This window comes from Lysinibacillus telephonicus, assembly GCF_039654155.1.
GTDB classification, from domain to species: Bacteria; Bacillota; Bacilli; order Bacillales_A; family Planococcaceae; genus Ureibacillus; species Ureibacillus telephonicus.
The window spans coordinates 1,328,597-1,345,388 of record NZ_CP155468.1 but is presented as its reverse complement, the minus strand read 5'-3'; the positions used below and the strand labels follow the sequence as shown (position 1 = coordinate 1,345,388).

The 16,792-nt window shown below is 34.3% G+C and carries 18 protein-coding genes; 4 read left to right on the top strand and 14 right to left on the bottom strand.

The window, feature by feature from the left end; all coding sequences use genetic code 11:
* Window positions 1–47 precede the first annotated feature (47 nt).
* From coaD to MKY04_RS06355, 3 genes are read right to left on the bottom strand one after another with little or no spacing between them, the layout of a single operon-like run.
* Window positions 48–533, bottom strand: a complete 486-nt coding sequence (gene coaD / locus MKY04_RS06365; protein WP_126292888.1) for a pantetheine-phosphate adenylyltransferase — start codon at window positions 531–533, stop codon at window positions 48–50.
* A gap of 38 nt (window positions 534–571) precedes the next feature.
* A complete protein-coding gene (gene rsmD, locus MKY04_RS06360) occupies window positions 572–1,117 on the bottom strand; it encodes a 16S rRNA (guanine(966)-N(2))-methyltransferase RsmD (protein ID WP_126292934.1) in 546 nt (181 codons plus the stop codon).
* A 16-nt stretch (window positions 1,118–1,133) separates the two neighbouring features.
* Window positions 1,134–2,558 (bottom strand): RNA polymerase II, encoded by a 1,425-nt coding sequence (locus tag MKY04_RS06355; RefSeq protein WP_126292889.1) that lies wholly within the window; start codon window positions 2,556–2,558, stop codon window positions 1,134–1,136.
* A gap of 143 nt (window positions 2,559–2,701) precedes the next feature.
* On the opposite strand from MKY04_RS06355, the gene MKY04_RS06350 reads away from it, so the two are divergent.
* Window positions 2,702–3,091, top strand: a complete 390-nt coding sequence (locus MKY04_RS06350; protein ID WP_126292890.1) for a DUF7147 family protein — start codon at window positions 2,702–2,704, stop codon at window positions 3,089–3,091.
* Window positions 3,092–3,115: 24 nt separating this feature from the next.
* Here MKY04_RS06350 and MKY04_RS06345 read toward each other — a convergent pair whose 3' ends face one another.
* On the bottom strand, window positions 3,116–3,388 hold the full coding sequence (locus MKY04_RS06345) for a YlbG family protein (RefSeq protein ID WP_126292891.1): 273 nt from the start codon (window positions 3,386–3,388) through the stop codon (window positions 3,116–3,118).
* Between the two features lie 209 nt (window positions 3,389–3,597).
* On the opposite strand from MKY04_RS06345, the gene MKY04_RS06340 reads away from it, so the two are divergent.
* Window positions 3,598–4,521, top strand: coding sequence for a glycerophosphodiester phosphodiesterase (locus MKY04_RS06340; RefSeq protein ID WP_126292892.1), 924 nt, complete (start codon window positions 3,598–3,600; stop codon window positions 4,519–4,521).
* A 233-nt stretch (window positions 4,522–4,754) separates the two neighbouring features.
* Here MKY04_RS06340 and MKY04_RS06335 read toward each other — a convergent pair whose 3' ends face one another.
* The 3 genes from MKY04_RS06335 to MKY04_RS06325 all read right to left on the bottom strand — a co-directional run bounded on the left by MKY04_RS06335 (window position 4,755) and on the right by MKY04_RS06325 (window position 8,091).
* On the bottom strand, window positions 4,755–5,201 hold the full coding sequence (locus tag MKY04_RS06335) for a YlbF family regulator (RefSeq protein ID WP_126292893.1): 447 nt from the start codon (window positions 5,199–5,201) through the stop codon (window positions 4,755–4,757).
* A gap of 133 nt (window positions 5,202–5,334) precedes the next feature.
* Window positions 5,335–6,813 carry a UDP-N-acetylmuramoyl-L-alanyl-D-glutamate--2,6-diaminopimelate ligase gene (locus tag MKY04_RS06330; protein WP_126292894.1) on the bottom strand — a complete coding sequence of 493 codons (1,479 nt, stop codon included), beginning with the start codon at window positions 6,811–6,813 and terminating at the stop codon, window positions 5,335–5,337.
* Between the two features lie 195 nt (window positions 6,814–7,008).
* Window positions 7,009–8,091, bottom strand: a complete 1,083-nt coding sequence (locus tag MKY04_RS06325) for a CAP domain-containing protein (RefSeq protein ID WP_126292895.1) — start codon at window positions 8,089–8,091, stop codon at window positions 7,009–7,011.
* A gap of 151 nt (window positions 8,092–8,242) precedes the next feature.
* Between MKY04_RS06325 and MKY04_RS06320 the strand changes: the two genes are divergently transcribed.
* On the top strand, window positions 8,243–8,608 hold the full coding sequence (locus tag MKY04_RS06320; RefSeq protein ID WP_126292896.1) for a YugN family protein: 366 nt from the start codon (window positions 8,243–8,245) through the stop codon (window positions 8,606–8,608).
* A gap of 168 nt (window positions 8,609–8,776) precedes the next feature.
* Here MKY04_RS06320 and MKY04_RS06315 read toward each other — a convergent pair whose 3' ends face one another.
* The 7 genes from MKY04_RS06315 to cyoE form a co-directional block, all read right to left on the bottom strand.
* A complete protein-coding gene (locus MKY04_RS06315; protein ID WP_126292897.1) occupies window positions 8,777–9,238 on the bottom strand; it encodes a DUF420 domain-containing protein in 462 nt (153 codons plus the stop codon).
* A gap of 64 nt (window positions 9,239–9,302) precedes the next feature.
* Complete coding sequence (gene ctaG, locus MKY04_RS06310) at window positions 9,303–10,223, bottom strand: cytochrome c oxidase assembly factor CtaG (RefSeq protein WP_126292898.1); 921 nt, start codon at window positions 10,221–10,223, stop codon at window positions 9,303–9,305.
* Window positions 10,224–10,476: 253 nt separating this feature from the next.
* Window positions 10,477–10,818, bottom strand: coding sequence for a cytochrome C oxidase subunit IV family protein (locus tag MKY04_RS06305; protein ID WP_126292899.1), 342 nt, complete (start codon window positions 10,816–10,818; stop codon window positions 10,477–10,479).
* A 1-nt stretch (window position 10,819) separates the two neighbouring features.
* Complete coding sequence (locus MKY04_RS06300) at window positions 10,820–11,443, bottom strand: cytochrome (ubi)quinol oxidase subunit III (RefSeq protein WP_126292900.1); 624 nt, start codon at window positions 11,441–11,443, stop codon at window positions 10,820–10,822.
* Window positions 11,443–13,335, bottom strand: coding sequence for a cytochrome c oxidase subunit I (locus MKY04_RS06295; RefSeq protein ID WP_126292901.1), 1,893 nt, complete (start codon window positions 13,333–13,335; stop codon window positions 11,443–11,445). Before MKY04_RS06295 ends, MKY04_RS06300 begins: the two co-directional genes overlap by 1 nt.
* A 39-nt stretch (window positions 13,336–13,374) precedes the next feature.
* Window positions 13,375–14,445, bottom strand: coding sequence for a cytochrome c oxidase subunit II (coxB, locus tag MKY04_RS06290; protein ID WP_346235531.1), 1,071 nt, complete (start codon window positions 14,443–14,445; stop codon window positions 13,375–13,377).
* A gap of 103 nt (window positions 14,446–14,548) precedes the next feature.
* Window positions 14,549–15,466 (bottom strand): heme o synthase, encoded by a 918-nt coding sequence (gene cyoE / locus MKY04_RS06285; protein ID WP_126292903.1) that lies wholly within the window; start codon window positions 15,464–15,466, stop codon window positions 14,549–14,551.
* A 336-nt stretch (window positions 15,467–15,802) separates the two neighbouring features.
* Between cyoE and MKY04_RS06280 the strand changes: the two genes are divergently transcribed.
* A complete protein-coding gene (locus tag MKY04_RS06280) occupies window positions 15,803–16,735 on the top strand; it encodes a heme A synthase (RefSeq protein WP_346235530.1) in 933 nt (310 codons plus the stop codon).
* Window positions 16,736–16,792 lie beyond the last annotated feature (57 nt).

Below are 16,792 nucleotides of genomic sequence, written 5' to 3'. Positions count from 1 at the left end.
ACGTAAAAAAATCGACAAAATCTTTAAAAGGATTTTGTCGATCTTTTTTACTTTTTAAATTTTTCCAGTAATGCGGATTCTACTTCACTTGGTACTAAACCAGTTACACTTCCGCCATATTTCGCTACCTCTTTTACGATGCTTGAGCTTAAGAAAGCATATTGATTTTTCGTCATAATGAAAAATGTTTCAATTGACTCATCTAAAAAGCGATTCATTGAAGTAATTTGCATTTCATATTCAAAATCAGAAACTGCACGCAAGCCACGTACTATTGCTTTTGCATTTTTCGATTGAGCATAATCAATTAATAAACCAGATGAGCTATCAATACGAATATTTGGGATATCCTTCGTTACTTCTGCCATTAAAGCCATACGTTCATCAATTGTAAAGAGCGGCTTTTTTGAAGAATTATTTAAAACAGCTACATATACAATATCAAAAACATCTGCTGCACGCTTTATAATATCTAAATGGCCGTTTGTTATAGGATCAAAGCTTCCTGGTACTACTGCTATTTTTTCAGACAACGATTTCTCCCTCTTCCCTTTATCAATCGTCTTTAAAGTCAACGATATATAGAAATAATTGTACCCCCGTAACTTTCTTGTCGTGTTAAAGTATAGGGGCCATAAGTCGAAGGCAAGCTAACTTCTGCAGCATGTTCACAAACAATTACGGCATTTTCAGAAAGCTTTCCACCATCTATTAATGTTAAAATAAGATCATAATACTCAATTTTACGATATGGGGGGTCTAAAAAAAGGTAATCTATTTGTATATCTCGTTTTATTAGACCTTTTACCGCGCGTGTTGCATCAGTTTTAAAAGTTTCAGCAACATCCTCATAACGGCATTTTTTTATATTTTCCTGCAGTGTTTGATAAGCACGTCCATCCTTTTCAACAAAGATTGCTCTTTGAACGCCTCGACTTAAAGCTTCTATCCCTAAACCTCCACTACCCGCAAATAAATCAAGTACAGTCCCCCCATCAAAATAGGGGCCAATCATATTAAAAATTGATTCTTTTACTTTATCAGTTGTAGGTCTAGTTGTAGTCCCTGTAATCGCTTTTAAAGGCATTCCCTTTCTTTCACCTGCTACAACTCTCATATACTCACCAAGCTTTCTATTGTTGTAAAGTTGCTGTAGGTTTAATTGAAATTGCATTATCACTTTTATCAATTTCTACTGCAAATAGTCGTTGCAGCCACGTTTCTTCTACGTAATGGCTTCCTGCAATTTCAATAACTGGCTCTGAAACAGTATTATAGCGTGTTTCATTATAAACATAAAATCCGTAGTCTTTTGGGAATCGGAAATTACTAGCTTCATTACGTACATAATACCCATTTTTCCCAACCGATACTTCATATCCTAAATGCTTTAATAATGGATCGGCTGTATAGTAAACAAAACCGTCTTTAAAAACTACTTTTACATTATCAATTTGATCTGTACCTACATAAACACCCCGATTATCATTAAATAAAAATGGAAAAATACCTTCTATTGAAGCGTTTAATGATAAGTACTGTGTATGATGGCCAAAAACTTCTGATAATCCTTCATCTAGAATTTTAGGAGAAACTTTTTCACCTTTTAATTTTTCTAAACGCTCAACCCACTCTTTTAACTGTTCGTCAGTCATTTGATTTTTTAAGGTATCTACTATTTCTGTAGATTTCTTTCCGCCAATCTCAGAATCTGTAATAAATGAAGCAACAACCTGGCTTAGCCATTTCGGGCTGTCGCCAAAATCATATAGAGATTTTGCTTGGCTAACAATTACATTTTTTTCTATAGAATCAATCGTTAAATCTCCTAAAAATAAAATACGCTTTCCTTGCTGTGAAGACAGATTCTGCCCCTGAACGATTGCGATATGCTTATCATTTAGGAAATGTAAATTTTCTAATCCCTTTAAAAGTTCATTTGATAATGCAGACTTAGAAAATATTGATAAGTTATCAGTAGATTTTTGAAGCTTTATATTTCCATCCTGCCAATAAACTTCTGAAACAGGACCTGCTCCACTAAACAGGGCATAATTTACAAGCGATAATTGCTGTTGACCAATCAAAGGTAAACCTGTTATCCATTGACCTAAAATTTCACTATCAGTGGAAATATGTACTGTTGAATATGAAACTTTTCCATTAGACAGTCCTACAAAAATATCTTTTATTAATTGCTTTGATTTTAAACCACCGTCTAAAGGGATTATGTATGATAGAGATTGACTTAAAGCGTCTCCCTTTTCAAATTTTGACTTATCTTCACTTAATCGGCTGCAGCTAGTTTCGGATTCAATAGAACAATCGGGACTTTCGGCATTTTTTGGCCAAACAATATCAATCGTTTGGTTCGGCAAATTTTTAAAATGCTGTCTTATATCTAAGCTGTTACTGCGATACGTAATTTCAATTTCCTGAGTATAATAAAAGTCACCTTCACCAGCTTCAAGCTTGTCCGAATATACCTGGTACTGAAAGAATAGTACTCCACTAATGATTAAAATAAGAAGTCCAAAAAAACTTATTGCATATTTCATGTGCCTTACCCCCTGCATCATGATACTATTATTATTAGAAAACTTGGCTAATCGGCAAGCTTTTTTCGATTAGCTCTAGTTGCACTTATGCAGATAGGAAAGTTTTATCCTCACTTATCTGCCGAAGAAAGGATGTATGAAATTTGATTCAACAATTTATTGAGCTCGGACAAGGTTACGGCGATGTTTATGAACTTTGCGAACTTATTAAAACAAATGAAAAAAGATTCCATAATGCATTTATTTTTATTTCAGATAAAGGGGACAAAAAAGTTGCTTCACTGGCTGTTGCTTTTAAAGCGGTAGGCGAAAGCAATTTTATGCCAATCTATATTTGCCGTGAAGGCATACCATATAATATTGAAAAGCCTTCTAAAAGAATTGCTATTTTTGAAGATACATTAAATGAAATCGGTAAAAAAGCAATTCCAATGGAAGTAAAGCATTCCTCAATTTATTCTGAAACAGTGCTGTACTACCAGCATTTAATTGGAATCTTAAGAATGAATCATTTTATTCCACCAAAGCAATAAAACCTCGCTATTGAATGTCAAAAATTATAAACCGACTTTATAGTCATATTCTTTCGCTTTGTCTGGTTTAGCATTTTCAAATTCCGTTTTCAAAAACGGACGGAATGACTCTACAACGTCTTTCACAAAAGGAAGGCGTTGTAATTTCAGTTTTGTCGATTCAATTTCTTCTCGATCACAGTACATCACAACATATTTTAACTTACGTGAAATATAATGGACGTGCCCATATTTTCTTAAGCCCTTTGCATGTTTCAGCTGATGAACGTAAACGATTAGCCCTTGTCGTTCTTGCATTTCAATTCCCTCATTTCTTACTTAAAAGCATACCATAATGTCAATTTTGATAGCAACAGAGTTTAGCTGACATAAGACAAGAATTTCCGTTATAATCATCCTTATAGAGTTTACAATATTCCATATTTCATTCAGAATATTTTTAAGTAAAAATAACAATAAACTATTAAATTATAAGTTGCTGTGTTTTATTTATAAGGAGGATAAAAATGGGAAAGAAAACGAAGGTAGCTCTTGCAATTGCAGCAGCAAGTGCAGCAGCATGGGCTGGAAGTAAAGCTATTTCTAAGCCCCAAAAAAGAGAAATAAAAGATGTATTACAATTCAATCGCCCTATAGTTCTCGCACATCGTGGTGGCTCACACTTAGCACCTGAACATACAATGATTGCTTTTAAAAAAGCATTAGACTTAGGTGTCGATGGCTTTGAAGTAGACATTCGCTTAACAAAAGATGAAGAAATTATTGTGTTCCATGATGATACAATTGATCGCACTAGTGATGGTGCAGGTTTTGTAAAAGATTTTACATTAAATGAATTAAAACAATTTAACTTTGGCTATCATTTTGAAGACTTAGATGGGCAATTTCCTTATAGAGAACAAAAAGCGGACGTCGTAACTTTAAGAGAATTATTTGAGAGGTTCCCAAACACATATATTAATATAGATATTAAGGATGGACCTGATACGTATGAAGGAAGCTTAATGCCATCTAAATTATGGCGTCTTATTGAAGAGTACAATGCAGAAAATCGTATTGTTGTTACAAGCTTTTACAGTGAACAGGTTGACCGTTTTAATTTATATGCACAAAATCGAGTTGCCTTAGGTGCGGGTGAAGCAGATGTAAGAAAGGCATTTACAGCGTTTACTAGTCAATTTGGGCATTTATATCATCCAAAGGTTGATGTATTCCAAATACCTACTAAATCTGGGGTTATTTCATTAGACTCATCAAAATTTATTGCGTTCCTATCAAAATTAAATATTCCAGTTCATTATTGGGTAATAGATGATACTGAAGCAGTACAGCGTTTAATTGAAAATGGTGCACAAGGTATTGTAACAGACCGTCCAGATATTATTGTTCCTTATCTACAACAATTGCAATCAGAAAAAGAAGAATCATAGTGTGAAAATAGCAGTGGAGGTTAATTTTCTCTACTGCTTTTCTATTGTTTAACAGGAAAATTTCAAAACTAATTGAAAATTGCTTATAGGATTTTTTAAATTGTATAGGTTTTGTGAGAGGACTAAGGAGCTAACACAATGTTGATCACGGGAACGTTGCCACATGGACGCAAACGTTTTTAATAATTTCCATAACAACAAAAAACGACTCAAATTTAATTGAGTCGCATTTTTTATGCCGAGCAGGAGCAGCTTCCACCGCTTCCACAGCCGGTTCCACATGATGAATCTGATGCAAAAAAAGGATTGCTGACTGGAACTTTTACCGCTTCTGAAACTGATTTTCCTATAATTAAGCTTATTTCATCTAGTAAATCTTGAAAATCATTTTCAGCTAATTTTAAATTCGCTACAAGTTCGTTTAAATCAAGTTGACGCTTTTGTTGACGAATTTCTTTCATAATTTTATGATAATCAGGATGATATTTCCCAAAACGCTGAACATCCTCATATTGTTCTTTCATTCGTGTAAATGCTTGTATTTGCTGTACAAGTTTTTCATTACTATATACATCATTATATGCATTACGTAATTTTTGAGCTTGTTCTGAAGAGAGTATCATTGCACTCAATTCATCTGCTTCATCTAAAATGAAGGCCCATTCTGATGTCATAATCATCAATATTTCCTCCAATCTGATATTATCATAGCAGAAAATAAGCAATGTTTGTATTATGAATACTTATTTGTTTACTAAAAAAATTTTTTCATAATTAATACCTATATTATAAACGCAATTACTATAATAAACTCTATTCAACACGATCCTTCATACACTTTTCTATAACAGATTTCACACATTCGTAATCCGAAAATTCGAATTGTTCCGTCCCAATTGTCTGCGTTTTTTCATGACCTTTTCCCGCAATCAATATCGTATCTCCCTCTTTGGCAGAACGAATTGCTCTTTCGATTGCCTGAGCTCTATCTAAAATCATTTCATATTGCTGTTTTGCAGTAAAACCAGCAGCTATTTGAGCATTAATCACTTCAGGGTCCTCACTTCTTGGATTATCTGTAGTTAAATAAATTAAATCTGCATATTTTGATGCTACTGCCCCCATTTTAATACGTTTATGCTTATCTCTATCCCCACCGCAACTAAATACAACGATTAAATCACCTTTTACAGTTTTTCTTAATGTTTGCAAAACTGCTCTTAATGCTGCTTCTGTGTGGGCATAATCAATATAAATTGATAAGTTTAAATCATTCTTAATAGATTCTAATCGACCACTTGGCAAATGAAGTGTTTCTGCCGCATTACATATTTCTTCTATTTGAAAGCCAAGTTCACTTACAGTAGTAATTGCAGCTATTGCGTTTTGTAGATGATGTTCACCAACAAAAGGTATGGAGAACACCTTTTGCCCTTTATTGCTTTGAAGACAACATGTTGATGTTGTTAATCCTTCTGCAAGAAGTTGTAATTGGTAATCAACCCTATTTCCTAAACCAAAGTATGCCTTTTTCTTTTTCGTTTGCAGTCCTACTGTCCGGCAGAAGGAATCGTCTCCATTTAAGACAAGCTGATCTGCTAAAGAAGCTAGTAGCTGTTTAGCTGCTTTATATTTGTCATACGACCCGTGATCTTCAATATGATCCTCTGCTAAATTTAGGAATACACCTATATTAATAGAACAGTCATCTAAACGATGTTTTGCAAGTCCCATAGATGAAGCTTCAAGTACAACATATTGAACACCACGATTAACAGCAATTTTTAATATTTTGTGTAAATGCTTCGGCTGTAAAGTAGTTAATGGTTCATAAGATAATTTCACTTCAACACCATTAATAAATATTCCGTTTGTTCCAATGACGATTACATTTTTATGTAGTGCATGTAGTAGCTGACCGATAAAATGACTTACTGTTGTTTTTCCATTTGTACCAGTAATAGCAATTACTTGCATTGCTTCAGCCGGATAATTATTTATTTTTGCAGCACTATATGACATGAATTTTAAGCAATTCGGCACCCATATTAACGGTACTGATAACTTTAATGTATCTAGTAATTTTTCATCCTCGATAACTACCCCAACTGCCCCATTTTCTATTGCAATATCTATATATTTTAATCCATCAGATTTTCTTCCTTTTCGTACTACAAACAAATCGCCTTTTTGAACTCCTTGGGCATAATCTTCTATTCCAAACACTTCAACTCTTATAGACCCACCCTTAACAGTACATGGCCAATCTTTTAAAAGTTCTGCCAGTTGCAAGATGTCACTCCTTTTCCCTATTCTATGCCTAGGTTTCATTCGTGACACTAAAAAAGTGTGTGCTAATATAAATGTGTAAACGCCCTACAAGCCCTGTGCAGCCTTTTAAAGTTGATACTTTCTTCAAACACGAAAAAACAAAAAGAGTATGTTTTCAACTTATAACAGCTAATAACATACTCCTAAACATCATTATTATTCAGTTATTTTATTTTCTTCTTCTAAATTTTTTTGTATAAATATTTGTGTATAATAATTCATAAAGACACCGGATCCTACGGTAGTAAATTTTTCATCCAGCATATATTCTCTATGATTACTTGAATTTAACCAACCATGTGCCGCTTCAATCGAGTCAATATATGATGTAGCAATGTTTTCCTCTGCATCCTCATATAAAATTCCTTCTTCATCCAATCGCTGCTTTAATGTACCATTTGTAGGCGAGTCATGTGATAAATAATTTTGACTGTACATATCTTCACTATGCTGCATTGCTACAAACGAAATCTCTTGTTCGTTATCAATTAGGGGAATATCATTTTGTTCTCGAAATTGATTTAATAAATCGTATAGTTGATCTGCACTTGCCTGATTGCTTTCTTCTATCAAATAAGAAGTTGGACTTGGCGATGTTAAAAGTTTTCCTACAAATGACATTTCATAAGGTCGGTGCATTACCAACGTTTTACTATCAATATATCTTATTCCACTCAATGATCCACTTTCACTATCCATATATAACTGTGCAAAGATATCTTCAAATTTAGTTAATATTCTAGTATTCATATCTTCTTCACTCATAGTAAAAGTGTAAATATTATCATCAATAACTGCTGTAACCTCTGAATCAATTATTGTCATTCGATATATGTCATTAAGTGATTGGCCAATTTTATATGGAGTTACATCTAAAGATTTTCCACTCGTATACACTTGCGTAATAATGCCATCTTCTACACCAAACATGACAAACTTATTAACATCCTCATTATAAACCCACCATTCATAACCAAAAACAGTTTGATCGTAGCGGTTCGGTTCTCCGTATAGTTTTATTATAGTATCACTTTTTTTGCCAATAAAGGTTGATAATCCCGTTTTTGGACGAGGCAACGCATCCTGTAAAACTTGCGGTTCGCTGTCAGTCTTCGGTATAATTTGAGAAGATGAATTTGGTCCTTCTAATGGTTCGTATTCATCTCCAGAGTTTGACGAATAATAAAAGATAATTGCTAGAAATGAAAGGACAATTAAGATTCGAAAAAGAGTTTTCATGCGCACCTATCCTTTCTTTTTTAATGATATTTAGTATACCAATTATATATCGGTTGACACAATGTTGCCATTGCAACAAAACTTAATTTGCTCTATTATTGAAATTGAGCGTATAATTTATGTACGATTTTGCTAAAGGAGGATTTTTTTAATGTATTTTGAAAACAAAACACTTGAAAATATAACTGCTGGACAAGAATTACTTGTAAGCGTTATGGAAAAAAACGGATTAGAATGTCATGGTGGATGGGACTATGATCGCATGACTTTCGACAAACGTTTTGATTTACGCGAAGGTCGCTATTATTTACGCGTATTCTGCAGCGCAATTTCTGGTGACGTTGGAAATAGAAGTGCCGTTTTAAAAATCAACAAACCTGCTCTTGGTAAATACTACTATCCACACGGTGTAGAATATGACGAAGATGAAGTATTCCCAGTACATTTAGTAAAAGAATGCGAAGAAATTTTAGAAAACGTTAAAAAAGACTTCGCAGCATTCGGTATCGAAGCTTAATATTTCAATTTCAAGGGTATGGCGAATGTCATGCTCTTTTTAATTATAGAACAAAGACTTATAATAACTCCACTTCCTTTGCAACTACTTCATTCCCAGCTAAAGATTCCCTAAAACTTCAAGGGGATGTCCAAATTTTGGACACCCCCTTGTAAAACAAACTTTTTTTTAAAAACCTAAAATCGCTTTAATAACAGAGGTAGTTTCTCCACCTTTGTAAATTACATAAAGCAATAAATATACTGCAACACCAGTAATTGCTACAAAAAACCAAATAATACTTGTAATCGGACCAATTTTACGGTGAATACTAAGCTTAGTCTTTAATCCTGTGATAATACTTACTAACCCAAAAACTGCTCCTACAGTCGCCAAAATAATGTGGAAAATTAAAAAGAATGTATAATATCCTTTTACATCATCCGGTCCACCAAACGCAGTATTACCAATAAAAACAGTTCTAGAAACATAAATTATAAAGAAAATTAAAGCTGAAACTCCAGCAGCGATCATTACCTTTTTATGTGCATCAATTTTTCTTTTAAAAATTAGTCCCCATCCGATTGCAACTAACACAGCACTGATTACTATGAATGAAGTACTAATCGTAGGTAGAAGAGGTACTCCCATTTAACATTCTCCTATCTTGTATATATCTCTACTCACGTCAAAACGTAATTAGGTACAAAATTTATTAGTATTGCTCACTTTGTTTTTTTGATTGAAAATCTCTTAAAGCCTTTTCAGTAATTGCTTCTTCGTCTGTATGTTCTTCTTTCCACCACTCACGGAAAACTCTAAATAATACAACTGCAAATATTATTTCTTGTATTATTTTCATTAGAACCCCACCTAATTGTTGATCACCAATAGGGCTCATATTATTAAATAATTCAGGTCCTGATAAAGTCAAGCCAGATAATGTTGAACTTGGAACACATAGCTCCATTGCCTTTAACCATACTTCTCCATCTGTGTAAGTTGCATACATAGGCTCTGGATTAAAAATAATTAAAGCACAAGCCGGTGTAATTAATACGGCATTTGCAATGATATAACCAATTTTGAAGAGGTTTTTCATTTTCGGCTGACCTTCTACCTTATTTACTAAAGGCCAATTCATAAAGAAAGCAGCTAAAAATAATATAAATGAAAAGATACCGTGGAATGTTTCATTTAGTTTTATCGTATCAAACAAAACTGGAATATGGTATAGAGAAAACATCATCGCAAATACAAAAGCAGCAACTACGGGTTGTGTAAAAATTTTAAATATATTTCGAACAACTGGTGCTTCAATAACGACTTTCCAAACCCACCAAGGAATTCCTTTAATTAGTAAAATAGGTACTAACAATAATAAAAATGCCATTTGCACCATATGATAAGTGAACATAATATGTGACATCAAATCTATAGGCGAACCCTTAATAATATAAAGGGATATCATTGCTAATAGAAAATATATTGCTTCACTCTTTTTTAAAGGTTCGCTAGTTTTAAAATCTTTTCGCCACACGACTGTCACTAAAAAATAAAGGACTGTTAAAAATAATATTACTCCGATTAAATAAGGACTCCATAATGCTTGAAATCCAAATATACTTAACGGCATACACATGCGCTCCTTTAAACTTCAATAGTCTTATTATAGAACGCTTACATCGTAACATCAATGAACGAACTATGACAAATATAATATTTTAACGTTTTAACTAATTATTTGTTAATTATATAAAGATTTGAACACTCATATGTAAATACTTTCTGTTTGCTAATATCGCTAGCAAAAACGCTGTAATACTCAACAACCGTTCATTAAAAGTTAAAAACACGCTTCTGATTATCAGAAGCGTGTTTATTTTATCTTACCACCAAATGATAGTTAAGAATGTAATAAAGAATGTAAATGCAATTAGAGCACCAGTCCAAACAAATAATTGAATTACTCCGATATGGTGACCTTTTTTATCATCCATATGCATGAATGAATATAGTTGTAAAACAACTTGGATCCCTGCAAGTAATAAAATTAATGGTTTAATAAAGAACGGTGAAAAATCTGCTACTACTACTGTAAATGCAAGAAATGTTAAGAAAATCATAATCGCAAAATTGACTACTTGCTTACGCATGTGCACAGCATTATGATGGCGGTCATATTGATACTGCGCTTTAGTCTTTGCACGAAATTCAGTACCGTGTCCCATATTATCCTAACACCCCCATTAAGTATACTACAGTAAAGATAAATACCCAAACTACGTCAATGAAGTGCCAATAAATTGATGCTGCATAGTATTTTGGAGCATTGTATAAGTTTAATCCGCGTCTAGCGTTACGAACGATTAGACATGTAATCCAAACTAAACCAATTACTACGTGCAAACCGTGTGTACCTACTAAAGTAAAGAAGGCGGAAGAGAACGCAGATTGTGTATAGCCAAATCCAATGTGTACATAATGATAGAACTCATAAATTTCAAGACCTAAGAATCCAAGACCTAAAAGAACAGTGATGATCATCCAAGTTTGAACGCCTTTGAAATTATAGTTTTTCATATGATACATCGCAAATACAGAAGTTAACGAAGATGTTAAAAGCAACATCGTCATAACAAATGCTAATGGCAATTCATAAAGTTCAGCTGCTGAAAACTCCATACCAGCTGGCCCTTTATCTTTTAAAGAAAGGTAAGTAGCAAATACACTAGCGAAAAGCACAATATCGCTACAAATGAAAATCCAAATTCCAACGAATTTATTTTTCCCTTCCATTGTTGCTTGTTCAGGATGATCTGGCCAAGTTTGTGGGGTGAATTTAGTTTCTTCCATTATTTGTTACCCCCTTTTCCATAAAGTTCCTCTTCTGTAGCAAGGATCTCGTCAACGTGAACATGGAAGCCTAGATCGTCTTTAAGAGAACGAGTAATCATAGCAGCTACAGTAATACCTAAACCAATAACTATTACTGGAATTGACCAAGAAACACCATCTGGATGATAAAGTGCACCGAATGCTGCAACAAACATACCGATTGAAATTACTAAAGGTATAATTGAGTTATTTGGCATATGGATGTCGCCAAGAGGTTCAGCATATGTCATACCTTCTTTATTACCTTCATGTTTTTCTAACCAGTAAGGGTCGAATCCACGAACAAGTGGAGTTTGCTTAAAGTTATAGAATGGAACTGGCGTTTTAAGAGCCCATTCAAGTGAACGTCCATCGCCCCAGTAGTCTCGGCAATTTAATGGTTTAGACTTAATAGACATAAAGATGTTAGTTACTAATAAGATAACTCCAACACCCATCATTAATGCACCGATAGAAGAGATAAAGTTAAATAAATCCCATCCTTGGTCTGCTTGGTATGTGAATACACGACGTGGCATACCCATTAATCCTAAGAAATGTTGAATAAAGAATGTTAAATGGAACCCTATGAAGAAAATCCAGAAAGTCCATTTACCTAATTTTTCACTTAAAGCACGGTTAAACATAATTGGCCAATAGAAATGGAATGAACCAAAAATAGCTGTTACGATACCACCAACAATAACGTAGTGGAAGTGAGCAACGATAAAGTAAGAATCATGTAATTGGTAGTCAAGTGGTGCAGTTGCCTGCATTACACCTGTTACCCCACCAGCTACGAATGATGGAATGAAACCAAGAGCATAAAGCATTGGTACTGTAACTTTAATCGAACCGCCCCAGATTGTAAGTATCCAGTTAAATACTTTCATACCAGTCGGCACTGCAATAGCCATTGTAGCAACGGCAAAGATTGCATTTGCTGTTGGCCCAAGACCTGTTGTAAACATGTGGTGAGCCCAAACCATGAATCCTAAGAAACCAATTAAAATTGTTGCGAATACCATCGAAGAGTATCCGAATAATCGTTTACGAGCAAATACCGGAATAATTTCAGAGAATAAACCGAATGCCGGTAATACTAAGATATAAACTTCTGGATGTCCGAAAATCCAGAATAAGTGTTCCCAAATAATTGTGTTACCACCCATAGTATGATTGAAGAAGTTTGCTCCGAACATACGGTCAACTAACATAAGGAATAACCCAACTGTTAGTGGAGGGAATGCGAATAAAATTAAAGTACTTGAAATTAAAGAAGTCCAAGTAAATAATGGCATACGCATAAATGTCATACCAGGTGCACGCATTGTAATAATTGTTACAATGAAGTTAATACCAGAGATTAACGTACCAGCACCAGAAATTTGTAAACCTAGTACATAGAAATCAATACCATGACCTGGTGAATATAAAGATAATGATGCATATGATGTCCAACCTGCATCAGGTGCTCCACCCATAAAGAATGAAAGGTGTAAAAATAATGCACCTAAAAAGAACAACCAAAATCCTAAAGAGTTTAGGAATGGGAATGCAACGTCACGTGCACCAATTTGTAGCGGCACAATAGCATTCATGAAAGCAAATAGCAATGGTGTAGCTGCTAAGAATAGCATCGTTGTACCATGCATTGTTAGTAATTCATTGAAAAAACCTGCTGAAACGAAATTGTTATTTGGTATCATTAATTGAATACGCATTAATAACGCTTCGAAACCAGCGATAGCGAAGAACAGTGTACCAGCAACTAAATATAATACTGCGAGTTTCTTATGATCGACAGTTGTTAAATAGTCCCATACTGTTGCTCCAAAGCCCTTTTTCTTTGCGACTGCGACAGAGCTCACAACTTTAACCTCCTTCAAGTGTTTCTACTCTAGTTCAAATTAATCTTCTACAGATAAAGTCATAATATAATCAGCAACTGCGCTGATCTCTTCTTCAGATAACTCCCCATATTTACCAGTCATTAAATTGCCTGGCTTATATGTTTCAGGATCTGTAACCCATTTTTCAATACTTTCTTTACTGTGTTCTAAAACACCCGCAACACGATTGCGGTCTGCAAAAGTCGCTAAGTTAGGACCCATCGCACCGCTAGCTCCAACACCAGAAATTGCGTGACATCCTAAACAACTATTAGCAAATGTTGCTTCACCTAAATCTGCTGAGTCAGCATTTGCAGTTTGACCTTCTGTAGCTTGCATTGCAGCAACCCAATTATCAAAGTCTTCACGGCTTAATGTTTTAACTTTGAAATCCATTAATGCATGAGATGGACCACAAAGCTCGGCACATTTACCATAGAATACGCCATCCTTAAGATCAGCTGATTCTTCATCAAATTGCAAGTAGAATTTGTTAACGTTTTCTACGTTCGTATCCATTTTACCACCAACTGATGGAATCCAGAATGAGTGCTTAACATCTGCTGCTTTTAAGTTAAAGTAAACTTTTTCACCAGTAGGAACAACAAGCTCTTGAGCAGTTACAATACCTTGTTCTGGATACTCAAATTCCCACCAATATAATTTTGCAGTAACATTTACTGTTAACGCTGTTTTGTTGCCTTCTTCATCTACTTCTTCCATAGCTTTTACGTCAGCAAATTTATAAGTAGTTATAAGCGTTGGCACAGTTAAAATTAATAGTAGTATAATTGGTATAACTGTCCAAATTACTTCAAGAGTATGACTACCCTCTACTTGTTTTGGCATGTGATCCTCGCCCTGTTTTGAACGGCGGAACTTAGCAAAAGCATATAAATAAAGAACAGAAACTACTACTACTACTAAAGCCATTATTGAGATGGAGAATAATAGTAAGTTAAATTGTTCCTTTCCCACTGCACCTGCTGGTTTAAGTGTTGTAATATACTCTTCACCACATGCAGAAAGAAAAACTGTCATTACCGCTAACAGCGAGAAAAGACGCCATTTTTTAAGCCCTTTCATCATAGCTTAATTAAACCCCTCTTTCTTTGTTGTATTTTCATGTGTAAACCAGGACTTTGGTTTTTTAGTTCTATATGAATCCCTTTTTAAAAGAAGAATCCCAAAATTAAATGAACACGGAAAAGATTATAATTGATACAAATAATATCGTCATATGGTTCAAAGAGTAAATGAACATTTTATTTGCCCACTTTATATCATCTTTTGTATTAAAACCTTGAACTGCTAATAACAGCCATCCTGCATTTAATAGTGTAGCCAAAATTAAAAAGCCTGTACCAAGTTCATCTAAAAGAAATGGCAATGGTAAAAGCAACAGTATCCAAAATAGCATAGATAACTTTGTTCGCTTAAAACCTTTCACTACTGGTAGCATTGGTATATTTGCCGCCCGATATTCTTCAGTACGTTTCATAGCAAGTGCATAAAAATGTGGTGGTTGCCATGCGAACATAATCAAGAATAATGCAACTGCTTCAAAACTAAGTGACGGGTCAATAGCTGACCAGCCAATCAATGGCGGTATAGCACCGGAAATACTCCCAACTATTGTATTGCTTACAAATTTCCTTTTAGACCACAGTGAATATAGAACTACATACGCTAAGATACCAATAAGTCCCCACATGCCGGCAGACGGTGTTGCCGAAAATAACAAAATTTCACCTACAATTAAAAACGAAAGAGAAATTGCCAAAACGTCACGTTGCGTAAATCTACCAGTTACTGTAGGCCTTGACTTCGTTCTTTTCATAATTGGATCGATATCTTGATCGATGTAGTTATTCATGGCGGCTGATCCACCGATGATTAATCCTGCACCGAGCAATGTACATAATATCAAATCAATTCGTTGTAAAAGGTGTCCATCCGTTACTTGAAATGCTAACCACATTCCTGTAAACGTTGTCACTAAATTCGAGTTAACAATTCCAATCTTTATAAGTGCAAGAAAGTCTTTGATAAACGGAGTCGTTTTAGGCTGATTTTCTCCAGTAGAAGTTACTGCCCGACTATTTGACATTTTGCCCCCCCTTTCATTTTTGTAAGCATATTCCGCTAACAATAACTATATCGAAATTTGTCTATGATTTCTAGACATTACATAAAATTTCGAAGAAGTTCGCTAAAATGCTTACAGTACTTGCAAATAGGTCAAACAACATCTTTATAGTAATGCATTTTTAGGTAATATTTGTGAAAGTAAAAGTACGAATTTATGAACAATTTGTGAAAAACTTAACCCTTCTGTCAACGTTCTTCTGTTTGAAGTTGTCTTTTCCTTATTTATTCGCTATCATCATAAAAGCAGAGGCGCTTTTGTAAGCGTGGTTTATAGACAAAGTAGGTGGCTCATAACATGCAATATAAATATAGTAAATTATTAAAGTGGATTGCTTTTGCTACAACATTGGGTATGTTGCTTATTCTTTTAGGGGGGGCACTCGTTACAAAAACGGGCAGCGGTTTAGGCTGTGGCCGAAATTGGCCTGATTGTAATGGGTCACTTATTCCAAAAGAAATTACACCTGAAGTATTAATAGAATTTTCCCACCGTTTTGTAACTGGAACGGTTTCAATTCTAGTACTTATTTTAGTTATTTGGACTTGGCGAGCACTTGGTCATATTCGTGAAGTCAAATTTTTAGGTTTTTTAGCAATCTTTTTCTTAGTGGCACAAGCTTTAATCGGTGCAGCGCAAGTTTTATGGGGACAAGGCGATTTTATTTTAGCTCTTCATTTCGGTATTTCATTAATTTCCTTTGCTGCTGTCTTATTACTTGCGATGATTGTGTTTGAAGTCGACACGAAGTTTGATGCTGATAAAGTTTTTATTGCCAAACATTTAAAATGGCATACAATCGGTGTGACGTTATATTCTTACATTGTTGTTTATACAGGTGCATTAGTACGTCATACAGAGTCGAGTTTGGTTTGTCTCGATTGGCCGTTCTGCAATAATGAGCAGCCATTTGCACTTCCGGACAATATGTATGTCTGGGTACAAATGGGGCACCGATTCGCAGTACTTTTAATTTTTCTGTGGATTACATACATTACAATACATGCTATTAAGCATTATAAAGATCAACGAGTTATTTATTGGGGATGGATTATTGCCTTTATAATCGTTGTTTTACAAATAACTGCAGGTATGCTCATTATCTTTACTAGACTTAATTTAATAGTTTCTTTGTTACATTCATTATTTATTTCATTATTATTCGGTTTATTCTGCTACATGATTTTGCTCATCGCACGCAGTAGTTATAATGAAAGAAATAAAAAATAATTACCAAAATGAAAGGGTACAATTCAAATTCTTGAATTGTACCCTTTTCTTTTTTAA